At 66.8% G+C, this 18,262-nt stretch carries 14 protein-coding genes and 1 tRNA gene; 11 read left to right on the top strand and 4 right to left on the bottom strand.

The window, feature by feature from the left end; translation table 11 throughout:
* Positions 1-5 precede the first annotated feature (5 nt).
* From LCL61_RS34525 to LCL61_RS34510, 4 genes are all read left to right on the top strand, one after another.
* Positions 6-1,247, top strand: coding sequence for a sensor histidine kinase (locus LCL61_RS34525; protein ID WP_340683626.1), 1,242 nt, complete (start codon positions 6-8; stop codon positions 1,245-1,247).
* Entirely contained in the window at positions 1,244-1,906 is a 663-nt protein-coding gene (locus tag LCL61_RS34520; protein ID WP_340683625.1) for a response regulator transcription factor, read from the top strand. The genes LCL61_RS34525 and LCL61_RS34520 overlap by 4 nt, the downstream gene beginning before the upstream one ends.
* 102 nt (positions 1,907-2,008) lie before the next feature.
* A complete protein-coding gene (locus tag LCL61_RS34515) occupies positions 2,009-3,157 on the top strand; it encodes a glycosyltransferase 87 family protein (RefSeq protein ID WP_340683624.1) in 1,149 nt (382 codons plus the stop codon).
* A gap of 734 nt (positions 3,158-3,891) precedes the next feature.
* A complete protein-coding gene (locus LCL61_RS34510) occupies positions 3,892-5,376 on the top strand; it encodes a helix-turn-helix transcriptional regulator (RefSeq protein ID WP_340683623.1) in 1,485 nt (494 codons plus the stop codon).
* A 79-nt stretch (positions 5,377-5,455) separates the two neighbouring features.
* Here the strand turns inward: LCL61_RS34510 and LCL61_RS34505 are convergent, their stop codons facing one another.
* Entirely contained in the window at positions 5,456-6,790 is a 1,335-nt protein-coding gene (locus LCL61_RS34505; protein WP_340683622.1) for a Dyp-type peroxidase, read from the bottom strand.
* Here LCL61_RS34505 and LCL61_RS34500 point away from each other — a divergent pair.
* Entirely contained in the window at positions 6,674-8,008 is a 1,335-nt protein-coding gene (locus LCL61_RS34500; protein WP_425341949.1) for a NosD domain-containing protein, read from the top strand. The two genes, LCL61_RS34505 and LCL61_RS34500, sit on opposite strands and share 117 nt — an antisense overlap.
* A gap of 7 nt (positions 8,009-8,015) precedes the next feature.
* Here the strand turns inward: LCL61_RS34500 and LCL61_RS34495 are convergent, their stop codons facing one another.
* Positions 8,016-8,780 (bottom strand): hypothetical protein, encoded by a 765-nt coding sequence (locus LCL61_RS34495; RefSeq protein ID WP_340688744.1) that lies wholly within the window; start codon positions 8,778-8,780, stop codon positions 8,016-8,018.
* Positions 8,781-8,951: 171 nt separating this feature from the next.
* Between LCL61_RS34495 and LCL61_RS34490 the strand changes: the two genes are divergently transcribed.
* Positions 8,952-11,387 carry an SdrD B-like domain-containing protein gene (locus LCL61_RS34490; protein WP_340683620.1) on the top strand — a complete coding sequence of 812 codons (2,436 nt, stop codon included), beginning with the start codon at positions 8,952-8,954 and terminating at the stop codon, positions 11,385-11,387.
* Positions 11,388-11,676: 289 nt separating this feature from the next.
* Here LCL61_RS34490 and LCL61_RS34485 read toward each other — a convergent pair whose 3' ends face one another.
* Complete coding sequence (locus tag LCL61_RS34485) at positions 11,677-11,814, bottom strand: hypothetical protein (RefSeq protein WP_340683619.1); 138 nt, start codon at positions 11,812-11,814, stop codon at positions 11,677-11,679.
* Positions 11,815-12,055: 241 nt separating this feature from the next.
* Here LCL61_RS34485 and LCL61_RS34480 point away from each other — a divergent pair, with 241 nt between their 5' ends.
* The 4 genes from LCL61_RS34480 (at position 12,056) to LCL61_RS34465 (ending at position 16,464) form a co-directional block, all read left to right on the top strand.
* Positions 12,056-12,754: an NUDIX hydrolase gene (locus LCL61_RS34480; RefSeq protein WP_340683618.1), complete on the top strand. Its 699-nt coding sequence runs from the start codon at positions 12,056-12,058 to the stop codon at positions 12,752-12,754.
* Between the two features lie 188 nt (positions 12,755-12,942).
* Entirely contained in the window at positions 12,943-13,821 is an 879-nt protein-coding gene (locus LCL61_RS34475; protein WP_340683617.1) for a 5'-methylthioadenosine/S-adenosylhomocysteine nucleosidase, read from the top strand.
* Entirely contained in the window at positions 13,818-15,809 is a 1,992-nt protein-coding gene (locus LCL61_RS34470) for a hypothetical protein (RefSeq protein ID WP_340683616.1), read from the top strand. Before LCL61_RS34475 ends, LCL61_RS34470 begins: the two co-directional genes overlap by 4 nt.
* A gap of 85 nt (positions 15,810-15,894) precedes the next feature.
* Entirely contained in the window at positions 15,895-16,464 is a 570-nt protein-coding gene (locus LCL61_RS34465) for a hypothetical protein (RefSeq protein ID WP_340683615.1), read from the top strand.
* Positions 16,465-16,719: 255 nt separating this feature from the next.
* On the opposite strand, the gene LCL61_RS34460 is transcribed toward LCL61_RS34465, so the two are convergent.
* Positions 16,720-16,792, bottom strand: a tRNA-Lys gene (locus LCL61_RS34460).
* Between the two features lie 196 nt (positions 16,793-16,988).
* On the opposite strand from LCL61_RS34460, the gene LCL61_RS34455 reads away from it, so the two are divergent.
* Positions 16,989-18,209, top strand: coding sequence for a L,D-transpeptidase (locus LCL61_RS34455; RefSeq protein ID WP_340683614.1), 1,221 nt, complete (start codon positions 16,989-16,991; stop codon positions 18,207-18,209).
* Positions 18,210-18,262 lie beyond the last annotated feature (53 nt).

Below are 18,262 nucleotides of genomic sequence, written 5' to 3'. Positions count from 1 at the left end.
CTTCGATGGTCGACCGACAGCGTCCGCGTGAGTGGTGGGAAGTCCTCCGCTACGTCGCGTTCACCGGCACGGACACCCCGCCGACGCGCTCGGCGGGGCTGCGCACCCTGCGCCGCGTCGCTCTCACCGGATTCGGCCTGTGGGCGGGTTTCCTCACCTTCGCGATCGTTTCCGCACCGCCCGCGGTGAAGACGTTCAATGTCGTCCTCAGCGTGCTGCCCTGTCTGCTCGCGATCCGTTCACCGCTGTGGGGCTGGCGGGTGCTGCTCGTGGGCATCGTGCTGACGCCGCCGACGCTGCCGCAGATGGTCCAGTTCTGGAGCTGGCCGTGGTCTCCCGGCCTCGCGCTCGCCGCCGCCGTCGTCTTCTACCTCGTCGGGGTGGGCAACGACCAGCGGGAACTGACCTGCGTGGCGCTGATCTCGTTCGCCGTCATGGCGCCCTTCTTGCGCGATTGGCGGGACGGGGCGTTGCTCGCGGTGCTGGCCGGCGCGCTCTTCTTCCTCGGCAACACCGTCCGCCAGCGCCGCCTCGCCGACGAAGCCCGTGTCGCGCAGCAAGACCGCCGGATCGCCGAGGAAAGACGGGCGGCGGTGCTGGAGGAACGCGCCGTCATCGCGCGCGAGCTGCACGACGTGGTCGCCCATCACATGTCCGTCCTCGCGTTGCGGGCGGATTCGGCACGATTCCGCTTCGCCGGCCCGGGCAAGGCCGACGTCGACGACGGCGTGTGGCGCGAGTTCGCCGACCTCGCCGGGACGGCCCGCGAAGGGCTGACCGAACTGCGCAGACTGCTCGGTGTCCTCCGTTCGGAGGACCGCGAGGTCCTGATCGCCCCGCAGCCGGGGCTGGCGATGGTTTCCGAACTCGTCGAGCGGGTCCGGGCCGTCGGCACCCCGTGCGAGCTCGACGTCGGCGGCGACCTGGACGCCGTCCCCGCCGGGGTCGCGCTGTCGGTCTGCCGGATCGTGCAGGAGGCGCTCAGCAACGCGATCCGGCACGCTCCCGGCGCGCCGGTGTCCGTCGAACTCGTGACCGGCCCGCGGTCGATCCGGCTGGTGATCGAGAACGGGCCAGGGGAGCGGCCGCTGCGAACCGGGCAGACCGGCACCGGTCACGGGCTGCTGGGAATGCGGGAGCGGGCCGCTATGCTCGCGGCGGATCTCGAGGCGCGGGTGAGACCGGACGGTGGTTTCCGGGTCGCGCTGACGGTTCCACTCGACGACGGGGGGCGTTCGGAACCGTGATCACGGTGGTCATCGCCGACGACCAGACCATGGTCCGGCAGAGTTTCCGCGCCGTGCTCGACGCGCAGGACGACATCCGGGTGGTCGGCGAGGCGCCCGACGGGGCCGCCGCCGTCGCCCTCTGCGCCGAACTGGCACCGGACGTGGTGCTGATGGACGTCCGCATGCCCGGGCTGGACGGGCTCGAAGCGACCAGGCGCATCGTGGAGAGGTGGCACGAGATCCGCGTGCTGATGCTCACCACCTTCGACATCGACGAGTACGTGTTCGGCGGGCTGCGGGCGGGTGCCAGCGGCTTCCTGCTGAAGGACGCTCCGCTGGACGACCTGGTCACGGCCGTCAGGGTGGTCGCCGCGGGCAACGCGCTCTTCGCGCCGGCGATCACCAAACGGCTGGTCGGTGAGTTCACCCGGACCCACGCCGCCGCGCAGGCGGGCAACACCCGGGTGGCGGACCTGACCGCGCGGGAAACCGACGTGCTCCGCCTGATCGCGCGCGGCCTGTCCAACGCCGAGATCGCCGGAGCGCTGGTGATCGCGGAGCAGACCGCGAAATCCCATGTCAGCAGGGTCTTCACCAAACTCGGCGTCCGTGACCGCGCCCAAGCCGTCGTGGTCGCCTACGAGGCCGGGCTCATCGTGCCGGGCAGCGACTCCTAGTACCGGAGTACGGGTTCGCCGCCCGGCGGTACCCGGGTAGCGGGGACAAGACGGTTCCGCCGGGCGATGTGCCGCGGCCTCGAAACGGAGATCGTTCCACCCATGGTTCGGATCAACGCCCTGACCGCGGTCGGCATCGCGGTCACCGTGCTCGTCGCGATCGCGCTCGTCTGGTGGCTTTCGGACATCCCGCTGGGGGTCGACTCGGCCGTCTACCGCGCCGGTGGGTCCGCCGTGCTCCACGGGGAGCCGCTGTACGCACACCTGACCGCATTACCCGAGTGGGCGCCGGAACTCCCGTTCACCTATCCGCCGTTCGCCGCGCTGCTCTTCGTTCCGCTGACCGCGCTGCCGGCACACGTGTGCTGGGGGCTGCTGGCGATCGCGGCGGCACCTTCGCTCTATGTCGCGCTCCGGCCTTTCACCGAGCGCGCGTACGTCCCGCTCCTGCTGCTCGCCGCCTTCGCCCTGCAACCGGTGTGGCAGACGATCGGGCTCGGCCAGGTCAATCTTCTCCTGATGGCCGTCGTGGTCGCGGATGTGCTGCTGCTGCGCGAATCGCGCTTCCGCGGAATCGGGATCGGCCTCGCGGCGGCGGTCAAACTGATCCCGCTGATCTTCATCGTCCACCTCCTGCTCGTCCGGCGGATCGCCGACGCGGCCCGCGCCTTGGCCGCTTTCCTCGGCGCGACGACACTCGCGTTCGTCCTCCTGCCGAAGGATTCCCTGCGCTACTGGACGTCCGCGATCTTCAACAGCCACTTCGCGGAGATGAAAGGCTGGGTGGGGAACCAGTCGTGGCAAGGATTCATCGCACGTACGCTGCCGGAGGGCAGCATCGCGACAGTGCTGATCGGCTGCTTCGGGGTCCTCTGCGCGGTGGTGATGATGTGGCTCGTCCGAAGTCTTCACCGCGCGGGCGACGACCCCGCCGCCCTGCTGGTGACGGCCGGCTGCGCCTTGCTGGTCAGCCCGATCTCGTGGACGCACCATTGGGTTTGGGTGGTGCCCGCACTCGGCTACCTGTGCACCAGGCGGCCGGCGATGGGCATTGCCGCCGTCGTGTTCACGGGCTGGACCGTCGCCGTGGTTCCCGGTGGAGGCGGCGCCGAGCGAACGTGGAACTTCGGCCAAGCCGTCGTCGGCAACGCCTACCTGATCGCGGCGCTCGCCCTGATCTTCGTGCTCTGCCGCCGACTATCCGATGTGGACAGTGAGACCGCCGTTTCAGCCGTGGGGCGGGGGAGATGATCGTGCTCACCCTGAAGACCTGTGCCTTCGTACCCCTGACGGACAAGGCCGTGCCCTTGCAGCGCAGCGGGTCGTCGCGGGCACGGCTGGTAGCGGTCGGTAACTGAATCAGGGTGACAAGCCGGCCGCACCCGGGCTGCACATACGATCAAAGCCCACCGACGGCACCCGGAAACCGAGACAAACCGTTGGCGGGCTTTGACTTTGAACTGTGCGCCATCAGGGACTCGAACCCCGAACCCGCTGGTTAAGACATGCCGAGAAGTACGCGGATCTGGGGCGACTGGCCGCCGTTCGGTCGTGACCGCGGAGGGTCCGGAAAGGGATGTGCCCCAACCCTTTCGGGCCTCCGCCAGAAGCCAGGCTCGACCACGACTGCCTGTCGACTGCAGTGGCGCCAGTCATCCCGGTCGGTCATGTGAGTGCCGATCAACGCGTCGTTCCGTTGGCCCATATGGGGGTCAAGTTCACCCGGTTGTAGGACATGACGGCTGCTGCGTCTGCGTGCCAAGGTGATCTCTTGTCCACAGGAATGGGTGGGGCGGGAAAACCTAAGCACCTCATTCTTGTGACCGAGATCCATCGGCCTGGCCTGGGGAGGGGCAGAGACGGTGCCGCACAGAACGCAACCCGCTCGTGTGTCGGTTGCCGACTTACCGGAAACGCTGGACAGGATCGCCGAGGACTGTGACTGGACCGCGCTCGAAGCCCTGTGCGACCAGCACATCCTCGCCGTGGAGGGTGACCTCGCCGGTCGGCTGCTTTTCGTTCTCAGCCGGGTACCGGACGACGAGCTGCGCGCTCGTCCGCGCCTGATGATCTCGTGGATCAGCGCTTACTACGCGATGAACCAACCCCACGTCAGCGAACTCAGGCCATATCTGCGCCACTACACAGAGCTCGGTACCCGCCTGGCGGCGACGATGGACATCGCGGGCGAGACTTCGGTGGCGACACTCGTCACAGTCGGCACCGCGGCGATGATCGGGTTGCGTATGCGAGGGGCGAGCGCCGAGGCCGAGGAGCTGGGCGAGCGCCTCACGGTCCGCGCGGCGCAGCTCAGCTCGCTGCCCGGCGCCGATGGGGAACCGCGCCCTGGGTGGCTTGCCATGCAGCGAGGTCTGACGCGTTCGCTGATGGATGACTTCCCGGCCGCGGTGGAGTGGTACCGCCAGGCGTACGAGCGCGCGACGGTCGCGCCGGAAACGGCGGCCACTGCCCTCAACGCCGCCGCGAATCTCGCCATGATCTTCGCGCATCTCGGTCACTGTGCCCTCGCCCACCAGTGGCTTGAACGGATGCGTGGCTTCGAGTCGCCCTCCGAGCGGGTCCGTTTCTTGCTCACCGTGGGTGGGACGATCGCTGAAGGCTGGGACGCGCTGGACCGCTACGACGAGGCGAGCCTCGCGGACCGCCTGGAGATCACCGGCGACGGTACCAAGCAACTGGAGGTCTGGCCCTTCGTGGCGGCGTTGACGTTCGCGTACGGGTTGTACCTCGGCGATCCGGTGACGTCGCTGGCCCATCTGGGCACGCTCCCGCTCAGCCATGCGCCCGAGCTCGTCGCGCAGGGCACCGCCTTCCAAGTGATCCGACGTGCCCACATCGAGCTGCTGATCGCCACCGGTCAGGCCACCCGCGCACTGCGGTTGATCAAGGAGGCGGACCCGCAGGGGTCGTGGCTGGCGCTTCCGACCGCCCGGCTCCGCCTGCTCAACGGCGAATACGAGGTGGTCCGCGCGATGGCCTCGCGCACGTCCTGGCACGAAACCACATCGCGTCGGGACGTCCGGCAGATGCTGCTGCTCAAGGCGATCGCCGCAATGCGTATGGGTGACGAGGACGAGGCACGCCGGTCGCTTGTGCTGGTCCGCCGCGTGCGGACGCCGGATGAAGTGCTCTCGCTCGCCTCGTTGTCGCCGGGCGATCGCGATGAGGTGATCCGGCTGGGTGACCTTCCCCTGACCGATGAGGCGGTACAGCGTCTGGCGCGGGCCCGTCCGGTGTTCCCGGAACGCGTCGAGTTGGTCGAGCTGACCAACAGGGAGCAGGTGGTCCTCAGCGAACTGGACGCGGGCCTGACCATCGCGGAGGTCGCGCGCAAGCTCGTCGTGTCCGTCAACACCGTGCGCACGCAGGTGAAAAGCGCCTACCGCAAGCTGAACGCGTCCAGCCGCGAGGACGCGCTGATGCGGGCTTACGAGCTCGGCGTGCTCTAGTGTCCCGCGCCGGAAATCAGGCACATATCTCGGCGGCCCGGCTTCCACCGATATAGCACCGCATTTCCGGCGCGGGACACTAGCGGAAAAGCGTGGCGCCAAGCGGGTGTTGTCGGTCGAACCCGGGGAGTATCAGGAAGCTCGCACTGGCGGTGGTGGTGGTGAACGGCAGCAGTGCGTCGCCGTTGTCCATCCGGGTGAGGGTGTTGGTGAAGGTTCGGATGTCGTTCTGGAAGCTGATGAAGAGCAGGCCGGGTGCGGGTTCGTCGATGTTGTAGGAGCGGCGCAGCATGAGGCCGACGCCAACCGTGTTGGGGTGCGCTCTGCGCATGTGGGCATCAGCCGGGATCAGATAGCGCCCGTCCGGCGTTTTCGCGCCGAGGTCTGGATCGGAGGCGATGGCGCCGCCGGAGAGAGGTGTACCGGTGTCTCGGCGTCGACCGAAGACCGCCTCCTGGGTGGCGACGGGCAACGCGGTGAACCGTGGCAGGTCGAGTTCCATGCGTCGGAGCACGGCGATGGTGCCGCGGGTGACCGGGGACGGCCCGGCCAGCCACAGGTCTCGTTCCTGTTCGGCGGCCGTGTGCGGGCCCACGATGCCGTCGATGAAACCGAACACGTTTCGTGGCGCGGTAAGGCCCGGAGCCACGGGAATGGTCGAACCGCGGCGCCCGGACTGGCGCCAGCGTTCGTGGATGCGGTCGCCGGCCTGGTGCAGGAGTGCGGCCGCGACGATCGGTATAACGACGGCGTCGCCGGCACAAACCTGTATCAGCAGATCCCCGCCACGTGCCTGTGGGGCGATCCGCTCGCGGGAGAACTCGGGGAGTTCCGTTGTGCCGGGTAAGGACGGATCGGCCATGCGCACCAGCCGGGGGCCCACCCCGATCGTCACGGTGAGATCGCCCGGTGACAGGCCGAGGAGTCGTGTATCGGTCCCCGCGGTGAGCGTGCCGACGGCCTCGCCGAGTTCGGCCAGTAACGGGCCGACCGCCACGCCATCAGCGACGTCGGCCACGACGGCCAGCAGGTTGGGCTGGGCTTGTCGTGGGAGCGTGATCCCGGCTTGATAAGGACCCGTTGGCGGCACCGGCGTGGTTGACGCAGGAGTGTCGAGCCGGCCCGGCTGGGCGGAATCCGATTCACACCCCGCGGTGAGGCCGGCGGCCACCACGGTAGCGGTGGCACCGAGAAACGCACGGCGTGACGGGTGATTTTCGAATCGGCGCACGGATGTGGAGCGTGCCATATCCGCCCAGCCGTAGGCGAATTCGGCGGTGGTGCCAAACTGACGAGCATGCCTCGTTTCGGTTGTCGCGTGATCGTGGCGGTACTCGGCACACTGACACTCGTATTGGCGAGCTGCGCCGGCGATGACGGATCGGGCCAGGGCAGCCGGCCGGCCGGTGCGCACGTGACGATCCGAGTGCCGGCTGACGCCCCGACGATCTCCGCCGCGGTGTCCCTCGCCCAGCCCGGTGACCTGGTATTGGTCGCGCCGGGTGTCTACCACGAGTCGGTCAAGGTCGGCACGGCTCGGATCACTCTTCGCGGCGAGTCCCGGGACACGGTCGTGATCGACGGGCAATTGCGGCAGCCGAACGGGATTGTCGTCACCGCGCCCGGGGTGGCCGTGGAGAACCTGACCGTGAAGAACAATACGCAGAACGGGGTTCTGGTCACCGGTTCGGCGAAGGCGGCCACCGGAACTCCGGGGCAGGGCGGCTACGACACCGGCGACGAGCCGGTCGCCTTCCTGAAGTCGTTCCTGGTTTCCCACGTGACCGCCACCCGCAACGGGCTGTACGGCATCTATGCGTTCTCCACCCAGGACGGTGTCATCGAACACTCGTATGCGTCAGGTTCGGCTGACTCCGGGATCTATGTCGGGCAATGCAAGCCCTGTCGCATCGTGGTGCGGGACAACATCGCCGAACTCAACGCGGTCGGTTACGAAGGCACCAACGCCAGCGGGGACATGTACGTGGTCGGTAACCGCTTCGCCGGTAACCGGGTCGGGCTCACCACCAACTCCGACCATCAGGAGAAGCTGCTCCCGCAGCAGGGTGCCCACGTCGCCGGCAACCTGATCGCGGCCAACCAGCAGACCTCGACCCCCGAACAGGCAGACGGCGGGTGGGGCATCGGTATCGGCATCGATGGCGGCAGTGACAATCAGGTCATCCGCAACCGGATCGACGGCAATGTCAACGCCGGGCTGGTGATCACCGCAACCGCCGACATACCGCCGAACGGCAACCAGATCGTGGACAACACCTTCGCCGCCAACGGCGTTGACGTCGGCTGGACGTTCCCCACCGCCACCCAAGGACGGGGTAACTGCCTGCGCGGCAACGGTCTCGCGACGACGGTGCCCGCTCAGCTCGCGGCGACCGCGTCCTGCCCGGTCGCCGACCAGTCGTCCGCGCCGTCCGGCACGTGGGCGAGCCCGAAGCCACCTCGCGGTATCCCCTTCACCGACGTGGCCGCGCCCGCCCCGCAGCCGCAGTTCCCGAATGCCGCCACCGGCGCCACCGCTGTTCCGGCCGTTCCCGCGCTACCGGACATCGCGAAGATCCCGCTGCCGTCGGCGTCACTGCTGGCCGATGGCGCGCTGGTGCGGACGTCCTGAGCGGCGGCTACCGCGTCGGGGTGACACCGGGTGCCGGCTGGACCGGAACGTAGGCCTGGGTGTCGAAATCGATGGCCACCGGCCGCGGCTCGGAAGCCACGTCGGCCTGAACCCGGTGCATGGTGCCGTCCGAGCCGATCCAGTAGCGGACGTTTCCCGCGGTACCGGGCTTGGCAGGAGTGCCCGGCCCGGACATCACGTCCACCCGATGGCCGCTCACCTGGTCCGGACCAACCCAGGCGGCGCCGTTCTGCGGCAGTAGTTCGGCGTTGTCCGGCCGGTCGCTACCGAGACTGAGCGCGATGAGCAACGAACTGTCCAGCGAACTGCCGGACGTCTGCAAAGGGCGGCGATGCCAAGCAGATCCGGGCGGCGATGCCGGTGCCTCCGTCGGAGCGTTCGCCATCGGATGGACGAACACGGTGGTGGTGTTCCATTGGATCAGCCCGTCGCCGGACGTATCCCGCCCGGTGCCGCGCACCACTCCGTAACCGAGTTTGGCTCGGTAGTCGATGGATCCGGTGATGACCAGCCCGCCGGCGGTGGTCGGCACGGTGATCGTCACCGCGCGGCCTCCCGCCTCGTAGTTGCGGAACCGCGTGATCGCCAGCCGGTTCACCTCATCCGAGGTCAACGCACGCGGACCAGAAGGTTCTGAATAGTCGCCGATGATGACGAACGTGGCCATGCCGACCGCCGCGATGACGATGACGGCCACCACCCAGCGCGGCCGCAGCCATCGGTGCCGTGGGAAACGTTGCCGGGTTCTCATGCTCCGCACGCGGCGCGACGTTAACAGGTTCGCCGATTCACCCCCTGATTCACCCGACTTCTGACACACGGGGTAACGCCGCTCTGGTTGTCTGAAACGGTTCACGACGACTTCCACAAGGGGATAGCGATGAGCCGGAGAACCCGGACGCGTAGGGGTCTGTTGGCGCGGGTGGGGTTGGCTGGTCTGTTGTTGGCGAGCAGCGCCATCACCGGAGCGACGGCTGGGACAGCCGCCGCGTCGCCGACTGACGGCACGCTGACGGTCCAGGTGCTACGGGACTTCTTCGGCACCGGCGTGATCAACACGACGATGGACGTGCCGCAGCAAGGCATGCAGGTCGACGTCTCCGACCCCGAAGGTCGTCACGTCACCGGTATCACCGACGCCACCGGAAAAGTCGTGGTGCCGCCGTCCGCCGTGCTGGCCGGTGGCCACTACCGCGTCGACGTCACTGTCCCGGCGCCCTACAGCAACTATCTGCGGGCGGCGCCGGCCTCGACGGCGGCCAACCATTTCGACAGCTTCACCACCTTCGTGGACGTGTCGAACGGCAAGAACGACTCGGTGATCACCGGGGTCTGGAATCCCGCCCACTACACCCTGCCGGACACCCGGTATTTCGTGCCGATCCAGAATGGTGCCGGTGGGGCGGACACCCGGGCACTGGTGGCGTTCGGGGTGGACACCCGCGGTACGTGTCCTGAGAACGTCGCGTGCCCGACCACACTCGCCACCCAAGCCCAGGTGGGCACGACGTTCGGGCTGGCCTACGACAAGCACCGGCGCCAGTTGTTCCAGAGTGCGTTCGCCCGGCGGCACGCCGTGTACGGGCCGGGTGGTGGGGACGCGATCTACACGGTGCCGGTCGACGGCGGCGGCGCACCGACCCTGTTCGCGAAGGTGCCGGGCGCCGCGGTGACGCCCCACGACACCACCAACATGATCAAGGACGGCGGGTTCGTCAACGCGCCGGGCAAGGAGAGCATCGGCGGCCTGGCCCTGTCGGAGGACGGCTCCACGCTGTACGCGCTGAACCTGTTGACCCGGAGCCTGGTCAGCTTCGACGCCACCAGGGCCACCGCGCCGGTACCCCGGGCCACGGTCCCGGTCCCGGACCCGGGCTGCGCGGCGCCCACCGACTGGCGGCCGTTCGCTGTTGCCGCACACGACAGCACCGTGTACGTCGGTGGTGTGTGCAGCGCGGAAAGCACGCAGAACCGCGCGGACCTGAAGGCTGTCGTCTACGCCTACGACGGCACGCGGTTCTCCACGGTGCTGACCCAGCCGCTCGACTTCAAGCGTGGCGAGGTCCTCGCCGGTCGATCCACTCCCGGCCAGACCGACCGCTGGAACCCGTGGAACACGGATTTGTCGACCTGGAACGAACACGAAGTGGGCGGTGGCGGCACGATGATCGATCCGCAGCCGGCACTGGCCAGTCTGGCCTTCGCGCGTGACGGGTCGATGATCCTCGGCTTCCGCGACCGGTTCATGGACGTGGTGGGCTGGGATTCGCTGGACCCGCGTCCGGGCAGGAACACCACGGAACGCGGCTTTGCCGGTGGTGACATCAACATGGCCTGCGTCAATCCCACCGGTGGGTATTCCTGGGAAGGCACCGGGAACTGCCCCAACCACGCGAACAACGACATCACCGGCGGCCAGGCCGGCGACGTGGTCGAGTACTTCCCGGGTGACTACTTCCGGCGCCCGGCGGCGCACCAGGAAGCCGCGCTGGGGTCGGTCGCCTACATTCCGCAGCAGCAATGGGTTGTCAGCACGCAGATGGACCCGACCGTCAACGTCGCCACCGCCGGGACCGGTTACTACGACATCAAGACCGGGGTGGGGCCTGGTAACAACCCTTCCGCCAACGCCTACGAGTTCGTCGGTCGAAACCCGAGCCACGGGTTCGGCAAGGCAGGTGGGCTCGGGGCCATCGCGTACCAGGCGGCGAACGCGCCGATCCAGATCGGCAACCTGGTGTGGTTCGACGGCGACCACAACGGCGTCCAGGATCCGGCGGACGTGCGGCTACCGGGCGCGACGATCAACCTGGTGGACTCCACCGGTAAGAAGGTCGCCACGACCAAGACCAATGCGGCCGGCGAGTACTACTTCGGTGGTGTCGGCGCCGCCTACCAGCTCGAGCCAGGCGCCGAGTACACCGTGCAATTCGATGTCTGCACCGCGGACACCAGCAAGGTGCCAGGCCGTCCGCCGGCTACCGACCTTCGGTTCACGCTTCCGCTGGTCGATACCGATCGGGTACACGACTCCAATGTGGACCCGCCGACCACCGGGCGACTATGCGACGGATACGCCCCGGTCACGGCGCCGGCAATCCCCGGAGGGGTTGATCACACGATTGACGCTGGTGTCTACATCCCACAGGCATCACCACCGACGTCGACACCACCCGCGTCGACACCACCGACGTCCGTCCCGCCAACAACACCGGCCCCGTCCGGGAAAGCCCCGGGGCCACTGGCCTCCACCGGCGTCTCCGGCCTACCGTGGATTCTCCTCCTTGGTGTCCTGCTCCTCGGCGCGGGCGCGACACTCGCGTTGACAAGCCGGAAACGCCGCGCCAAGCAAGGCTGACAACAGGTGGTCTGCCCCCCGCGATCCGGAGTTGCGCGGGCGGGCAGACCACGTGTCCCGGCAGACGACAATGGGCCATTCACGCTGTCTGCTCGACATCGATACGTGAGCGGTCGCGAAGGTCAGGTCACCGCCGCGCGCTCGTCGTGTAGAAGTTCATCATGGCTCGCGGAGCAGGGATGAATGAGCAGGAGACCTGCAGGACTTTCGTCGTACCGGCTTTGGTCGTCTCCGACTGGATCTGCTCCTGGTTTCACGCAAATCTTTGAGGTAGACGGAAGACTGCTGATCACTCACGTAGATATTCGTCACCGAGCGGCATGATCAGATTCGCGCAGACATTGGCCAGGCTGAACTCGATTCCGTTCTTCTTCAGAAATGCCTTGGGGAAGAAATGGTGGAATTCCTTGTCGTGTCGAGTGTGCATTCATGAGCGGGGATTACTTGTCGGGTGGAGCCGTCGAAGGTTGGTGCGACATTGGTCAAGCGGCTTTGGTGATCGTTGTAGTGTGGCCCGCCGGATACGCCTGGAACTGCACCTCCGATCTTCGGCTGCCGGAGGTAGACCGCAGTGGGCGCTGCGTTGCCGTCCCCCGGTTGAGACGGCGGTGCTGGCTTGACTGCGGCGACCGGGCGAGGGATGGGAGGCTGGTAGGTAGTCTTCGCGCATGAGCCGTACCCGGCAGACAGTGACGCTCACCGCCGACCTGGTCATCCTGACCATTCGGGGCGGTGTGCTGTGCGTCCTGCTCGTGGAGCGGAAGAATGCGCCGTTCCGGGGCCGCATGGCGTTGCCTGGTGGATTCCTGCGTGGTGACGAGTCGTTGGAGCAGACCGCGGCGCGTGAGTTGGCCGAGGAGACGGGACTTGACGCCGGGGCGTTGAAGCTACAGCAGGTTGGCGTGTACTCCGCGCCAGATCGGGATCCCCGGCGTCCGCGGGTGGTAACTTGCGCTTACCTCGCTATCGCCCCGAACCTGCCGGTGCCGGTCGCCGGGTCAGACGCACGAGCCGCCCGCTGGTTGCCGGTCGCCGAGGCCACCGACACAGCGCTGGCCTTCGACCATGATTGTATCCTGTCCGACGCGGTGGAGCTGGCGCGTACGTTGCTGCAGTTCAGCACCATCGCCACGGCCTTCTGTGGCCCTGAGTTCACCATTGCAGACCTGCGCGAGGTCTACGAGGCTGTATGGGGCGTCGTGCTGGACAAGCCGAACTTCCATCGCAAAGTCACCGATGCTGATGGCTTTGTCGTGCCCACCGGCGGCAAGCGGCCTTCTCTCACTGGCAGGCCCGCTGCCCTCTATCGAGCGGGCGAGGCGGCTGAGCTGGTACCTCCGATGATGCGGTCGCGCTTCGGAGCGTGAAGCAGTTTTTGTCAGTATGACTATTGGCTCTGCTTAGGGCTTGCTCTACCCGTCGGTTCGTGTCACTCTGACAATAAGCGTGGTGGTGAGACCTCGGTCCGGCGCGGGTGTCAGGCCACGTCGATCTCGTCGGACGCCTTGTGGGGGTCCGTTCCTGAATCACCCTGACCGTGTTGGAGTGAGAGCCAGTGAATGTGATCATGACTGCGCTGCCCGTGGAACATGCGGCCGTGCTGGAGCACCTTGTGGACGTGCGCCCGCATCGTCACAGGTCAGGCACAGTGTTCGATGTCGGAACAGTCGTGGGTCATCCGGGACACCGCGTCGCGGTGGTGGAGACCGGCGCAGGCACCACGACCGCTGCAGCGCTCACCGAACGTGCCAATGCCGAGTTCGACCCGGCGGCCATGGTGTTCGTCGGCGTCGCGGGAGGGCTGCGCGACTGGCTCATGATCGGCGACGTAGTCGTGGCCACCAAGATCTATTCCTATCAGGGCGGTCGCAGCGAGGATGACGAATTCCTGGTGCGCCCCTCTGCTTGGTCTGTCTCGCACCGTCTCGACCAAGAGGCGCGGAGGTTGCCGCGTGGCGACGCTTGGCACTCGTTCCTGCCTGACCAGGTGGAGGGCGGCGCTCCAGCGGTTCACTTCGAAGCCGTCGCGGTGGGCGACGTCGTCCTCAACTCCCGCCGCTCCGAACTGGCCCAGAGGCTGCACAAGTCGTACAACGACGCCGTAGCCGTCGATATGGAGAGCTCCGGTTTCGCGCACGCGGCTCATCTTGGCGACCAGGTCCGCGCCGTGGCCGTGCGCGGTATCAGCGATTTCGCAGACGGTCGCAAGGCCACGGCGGACCGCGAAGGTGGACAGTTGCTCGCGGCTCGCAACGCGGCGGCATTCGCGATCGCGCTGATCACCGCCCTCGAACCCGCCGAGGACACCGCCGGAGCTGCCGATCCGCCGTCGCCCGAGGTCCCGGCCATCCGCAACACGAACACGGCGCGGGACAACGCCCGCGTCGGCCAGCAGATCGGCGTCAACCTCGGCTCTGTCCGGGGCTTCCGATGAGCGGGGACACGATTGTCAACGGCGTCGAGAACGAGAACGTCGCTTCCGACAACGCCCGGGTCGGCCAGCAGATCGGTGTGCAGAACGTGGAGAGCGTCTTCCATGACGCGACCATCTACAACGTCTCCGACGAGGACACTGCCGAGCGCAGGCACGAGGTCGCGCTCGCCTATCTCACCGCCGGTTTGCCGCGCCGTGCCGAAGAGCTGTTCGGTGAGCTGGTCTTCAATGGCCATCAGTCGACCGAACGCATCTACTTCTACGTGCTCGCGGTATTCAGCGAACGTGGCTTCGGGGATATTCCGGCGGACCTCGTCAGAAGAATCCGCGAAGCAGGAAAGCTCTGTGTCTCACTGCCGGAAGACGAATGGTCACGAGCTCACCGTGTTGTCCGGAGCCTCGTCGAGCTCGTCCGGTCCGATGCCGTTGACCGGTCGTTCACCACCGTGACCGCGTTTGGTGATCTTCCGGCCGAGCGGCAGGACGAGATCAGCCGGCATCTGTCGCTGTTGGTCACCGGCGTCCTGGATCAACAGCTCGATGCCGAGCGAAAGCACAAGGTCGGTATCGAGCGCTTCTCTCGAGATCGTGAGAACCGGGCCTGGAAGTTCTTCGAACCCGACCCCGCGAAGCCCACCAGGTATCGAATCCGAACGTCCACTGCGGGCGTCGATGACCGTCGGCCCGTGTTCATCGGAGGCACGGTCGCGGTGCTGTCCCTGGCCGGACTGTTCTTCGGCCCGATGAGTATTCTCTTCTGGGGCGGGCTGGTCCTGCTGATCGCGGGCAGTGCCGTGACGACCCGCTATGGCATCGAGTACACCGGGCACGTACTGCACCTCGCCTCCCGGCGTGACGCGGCGCGGCCTGCGGACGCGCCGGCCGAGGCGAGCCAGGTCGACAAGCTCATTGACCGGTGTTTCCGTGACGCCTGCCCGCCGGATGCCCAAGACTGGCTTGAGTACGCGGCCGGGCACCGCTGGTACTTGCGGCGCAGGTTCAACGATTGGCTCAGGTACGACCAGGACTACGGTCAGACCGTCAAACGGCTGAAATGGCTTTTCGACTGGCACGCGCGTCGAGTTGCCCAGCAGTGGTCGAGCCTTGACTCGCAGCTTCAGCCAGAACCCGCTGTCCCAAGCGGGGTCCGTAGCCGGCAGGTGGTCGGCGTCCTGATGGCCGTGTCAGGGTTGGCCCTGCTGGGTGTCGCTCATCGCTGGCAGGCCGTGCCGATCGCGGCGGGTGGCTGGTTCGCGTTGCCCGCGGTGATCGAATATTTCGCTGCCCGCAGGGCGACTCGGCTCCTTACGGCCAGCGCGGACGCGCTGTTCGAGCAAGAGATGGCCGAGTACGAGCGATGGCGGGATGAGCTGTCCGATCGCCCGAAAGACACTGACATGGCCTGGTGGCTGGCTTTGGACAAGGCCTATATCAAGGCAGAAGCGTTGCGTAAAGGCGAGATCGCCGAACGGGGCCTCGTGTCGCACGTCGTCCACAACGAGCGAGCTCCCGGGGCCCGGCGTGGGGTAGTGCCGCATGGCCCGCCTCGTTATGAGGCGTACCTGGTCACCGTCATCTTGTTGACCCGGCATGGCATCCGAGAATCCCGTATATATCTGAACTTCATCACCGGAGAGGTTAAAAACGAGGACTGGAACGTTTTCGGCTACGACCGCATCGCGTCCGCCTCGCTGAAGGTCCGGGAAAGGACAGTCCAAAGCCGTGAAGAGTCTGAACGCAAGGTGCGCAATCGAGATTTCCGGCTTCGTCTGCTGGACGGCGTGGAGATCCTCGCCATCAGCGATCGAGTCGGCATCGAGAACGACACGGAAGACGACGACGAGGCAGAGCTGAACCAACTCGCCGCGGCGACCTCCGGGATGGACGCGGCGCTCCCGATATTGGAGGCCGTGGCACACAAAGGGCGCGCCTGGATCGACTTCGAGAACGACCGCCGGACCATGTGGTCGCGGAACTGGTCGGAGTGATGGGTGCCTAGCCGGGCCCTCCGGGCATATGCGCCTGGAGGGCCCGGCGGATGTCTTGAAACGACGCCGAAGGAGTGACGACAAGATGATGAGCGGAACCCAAGTTGATCAAACCATGCCGGACGACTCGGCCAGAGCTGTCCTGCTAGCGGAGTACGAAGCTCTTAAAGCAGAGCAGACATCACGGATCGTGCTGCGAGACCGGCTGATGTATGCCGCACTGGCCGCGCTGGCGGCGACACTGGCCTTGGTGGTCCAAGCGACCGGGCGCCCTTACCTGCTCCTGCTGCTGCCGCTGGTATGCGTGGTCCTGGGCTGGACATACTTCGTCAACGACCAGAAGATCTCGGCAATCGGCAGGTATCTGGGGCGGCACCTGGCGCCCTCGCTCGTGGCGTCTACCCATCGTGCGGAACAAGTGCTCACCTGGGAGTCTGTCCACCGCTGCGATCCGCTGAGACGACTCGACAAGTCCATGCAGCTGGCAGTGGACCTGCTGATGTTCGCGGTCCCGGCACTGTTGTCGGTCGTGCTCTACTGGACGGCCGACGGCGTGCGGGCAGACCTGCTCGTCGTATCGATCGCTGAGGCTCTGGTCACCTTGGGGTTTGCAGCACGTGTCATCGTCGCCGCTGATCTGTCGGCCAGGGCGTAGGGGCTTCATACCTATGCTCTGCGTGTCCGCTCACGTCGAGACCTTCCCGACCTGGTCGAATCCGGTTTCGACCTGTACCTTCAGCCGTAACTCTCGTGGGCAGTCTGGACTTCGACGGTGACGGTAGGTCTCGCATGATGAGGTTCACCGGGTACGGCCTCATTCGGCCCCACGCCGGTCACAGCCATGATCAAAGCCCACCGACGGCACCCGGAAATCCGGGATAAAACCGTTGGTGGGCTTTGTCTTCTTCTGTGCGCCATCAGGGACTCGAACCCCGAACCCGCTGGTTAAGAGCCAGCTGCTCTGCCAATTGAGCTAATGGCGCCTGCTTGTTCCGCCGCTTTGGTGTTCCCCTCGGCGACGTGGAAAACATTAACACAGGGTTGCTGGGGCCCGTTTCAGGGGGGGTCCCCTAACGCCGGGCCGGGACGTATTCGGCCATCCGGCCGCGAGCGTTGCGGCCGGTCAGGCAGACTATAGCCAGACGTTGGGGTTGGTACCACGCGAAACGGGCGGTGTGCATGAGGGTCTGGGGAGCGACTGGGCGGTCGCGGGTGGCTGTGGCGGCATTGGTGGCCGGGTTCACACTGGCCGCGTGCAGCAGTACACCGTCGGGTGAATCGCCGTCGCAGGGTGGTGCTCTTGGGGGTTCGCAGCAGAGTGCCGCGCCCGCGCCGGAGCCGAAGCCGGCCGTGATGACGCTGACCCCGGCGCAGGGGGCGGCGAACGTGGCGCCCGGCGAGCCGGTCACGGTGGCCGTCGCGGACGGCAAGGTGGGCGAGGTCAAGCTGACCGGCACCGACGGGAAGGTCGTCGCGGGCAAGCCGAAGGAAGACGGTTCGGGCTGGGAGTCGGCGGAGCCGCTCGGCTACGGCAAGACCTACACCGTCACCGCGGCCGCGACCGGAACCGATGGGAAGCCGGTCACCGCGACCTCGACGTTCTCGACGGCCAAGCCTGGCCGCCAGATCGGCGTCTCGATCAACCTGGTCGAAGGGGAGACGGTCGGCGTCGGCCTGCCGTTGATCTTCACCTTCACCGGCAACGTGCCGGACAAGGCGGCGACCGAGAAGGCGCTGAAGATCGTCACCGAGCCGCAGGCCGAGGGTGCGTTCCACTGGTTCGGCGAGAAGACCGTGATGTGGCGGCCCAAGGAGTACTTCAAGCCGGGCACGAAGATCTCGGTCAACGCGGCGATCTACGGGAAGAACCTCGGCAACAACACCTTCGGCCGCGAGGACAAGCCCGCCAAGGTGGTCGTCGGGGACAAGCTGGTCGCGACCGCGGACGGCGGCACGCACCAGATGAAGGTCGTGGTGAACGACCAAGAGGTCAAGCAGATGCCGATCTCGATGGGCAAGCCGTCGAGCAGCACTCCGGCCGGGACCTACACGGTGATGAGTGAGCACAACGGGTACACGATGGACTCCAGCACGTACGGCGTCCCGACGGACAGCAAGGCCGGCTACCGGACGTTCGTGAAGTACGCGGTGCGGATGTCGAACAGTGGCATCTTCTACCACTCGGCGCCGTGGTCGGTCGGTTCCCAGGGCAAGCGGAACGTGAGCCATGGCTGCATCAACCTGTCGACCGAGAACGCGAAGTGGCTGATGGACACTTCGAAGAAGGGCGACATCATCACGGTCACCAACTCGGGCCCGCAGGTGCTGGAGCCGACCGACGGCTGGTCGGTGTGGCAGATGTCGTGGGACGACTGGAAGACCGGCGGCGACCGGAACTGACCCGTTGTCATGAGGGGTCCCCTTAGGACGGATTTCGTCCTAAGGGGACAGAT

The organism is Amycolatopsis coloradensis (assembly GCF_037997115.1).
GTDB lineage: Bacteria > Actinomycetota > Actinomycetes > Mycobacteriales > Pseudonocardiaceae > Amycolatopsis > Amycolatopsis coloradensis_A.
This window is presented reverse-complemented; position numbering and strand designations above follow the sequence as displayed.

What these genes read in the sequence shown, in the direction of transcription:
- LCL61_RS34525 (WP_340683626.1), top strand. Translation starts at nt 6, where the DNA reads ATGGTCGACCGACAGCGTCCGCGTGAGTGGTGGGAAGTCCTCCGCTAC.
- LCL61_RS34515 (WP_340683624.1), top strand. Translation starts at nt 2,009, where the DNA reads ATGGTTCGGATCAACGCCCTGACCGCGGTCGGCATCGCGGTCACCGTG.
- LCL61_RS34500 (WP_425341949.1), top strand. Translation starts at nt 6,674, where the DNA reads ATGCCTCGTTTCGGTTGTCGCGTGATCGTGGCGGTACTCGGCACACTG.
- LCL61_RS34495 (WP_340688744.1), bottom strand. Translation starts at nt 8,780, where the DNA reads ATGAGAACCCGGCAACGTTTCCCACGGCACCGATGGCTGCGGCCGCGC.
- LCL61_RS34485 (WP_340683619.1), bottom strand. Translation starts at nt 11,814, where the DNA reads ATGCACACTCGACACGACAAGGAATTCCACCATTTCTTCCCCAAGGCA.
- LCL61_RS34480 (WP_340683618.1), top strand. Translation starts at nt 12,056, where the DNA reads ATGAGCCGTACCCGGCAGACAGTGACGCTCACCGCCGACCTGGTCATC.
- LCL61_RS34470 (WP_340683616.1), top strand. Translation starts at nt 13,818, where the DNA reads ATGAGCGGGGACACGATTGTCAACGGCGTCGAGAACGAGAACGTCGCT.
- LCL61_RS34465 (WP_340683615.1), top strand. Translation starts at nt 15,895, where the DNA reads ATGATGAGCGGAACCCAAGTTGATCAAACCATGCCGGACGACTCGGCC.
- LCL61_RS34455 (WP_340683614.1), top strand. Translation starts at nt 16,989, where the DNA reads ATGAGGGTCTGGGGAGCGACTGGGCGGTCGCGGGTGGCTGTGGCGGCA.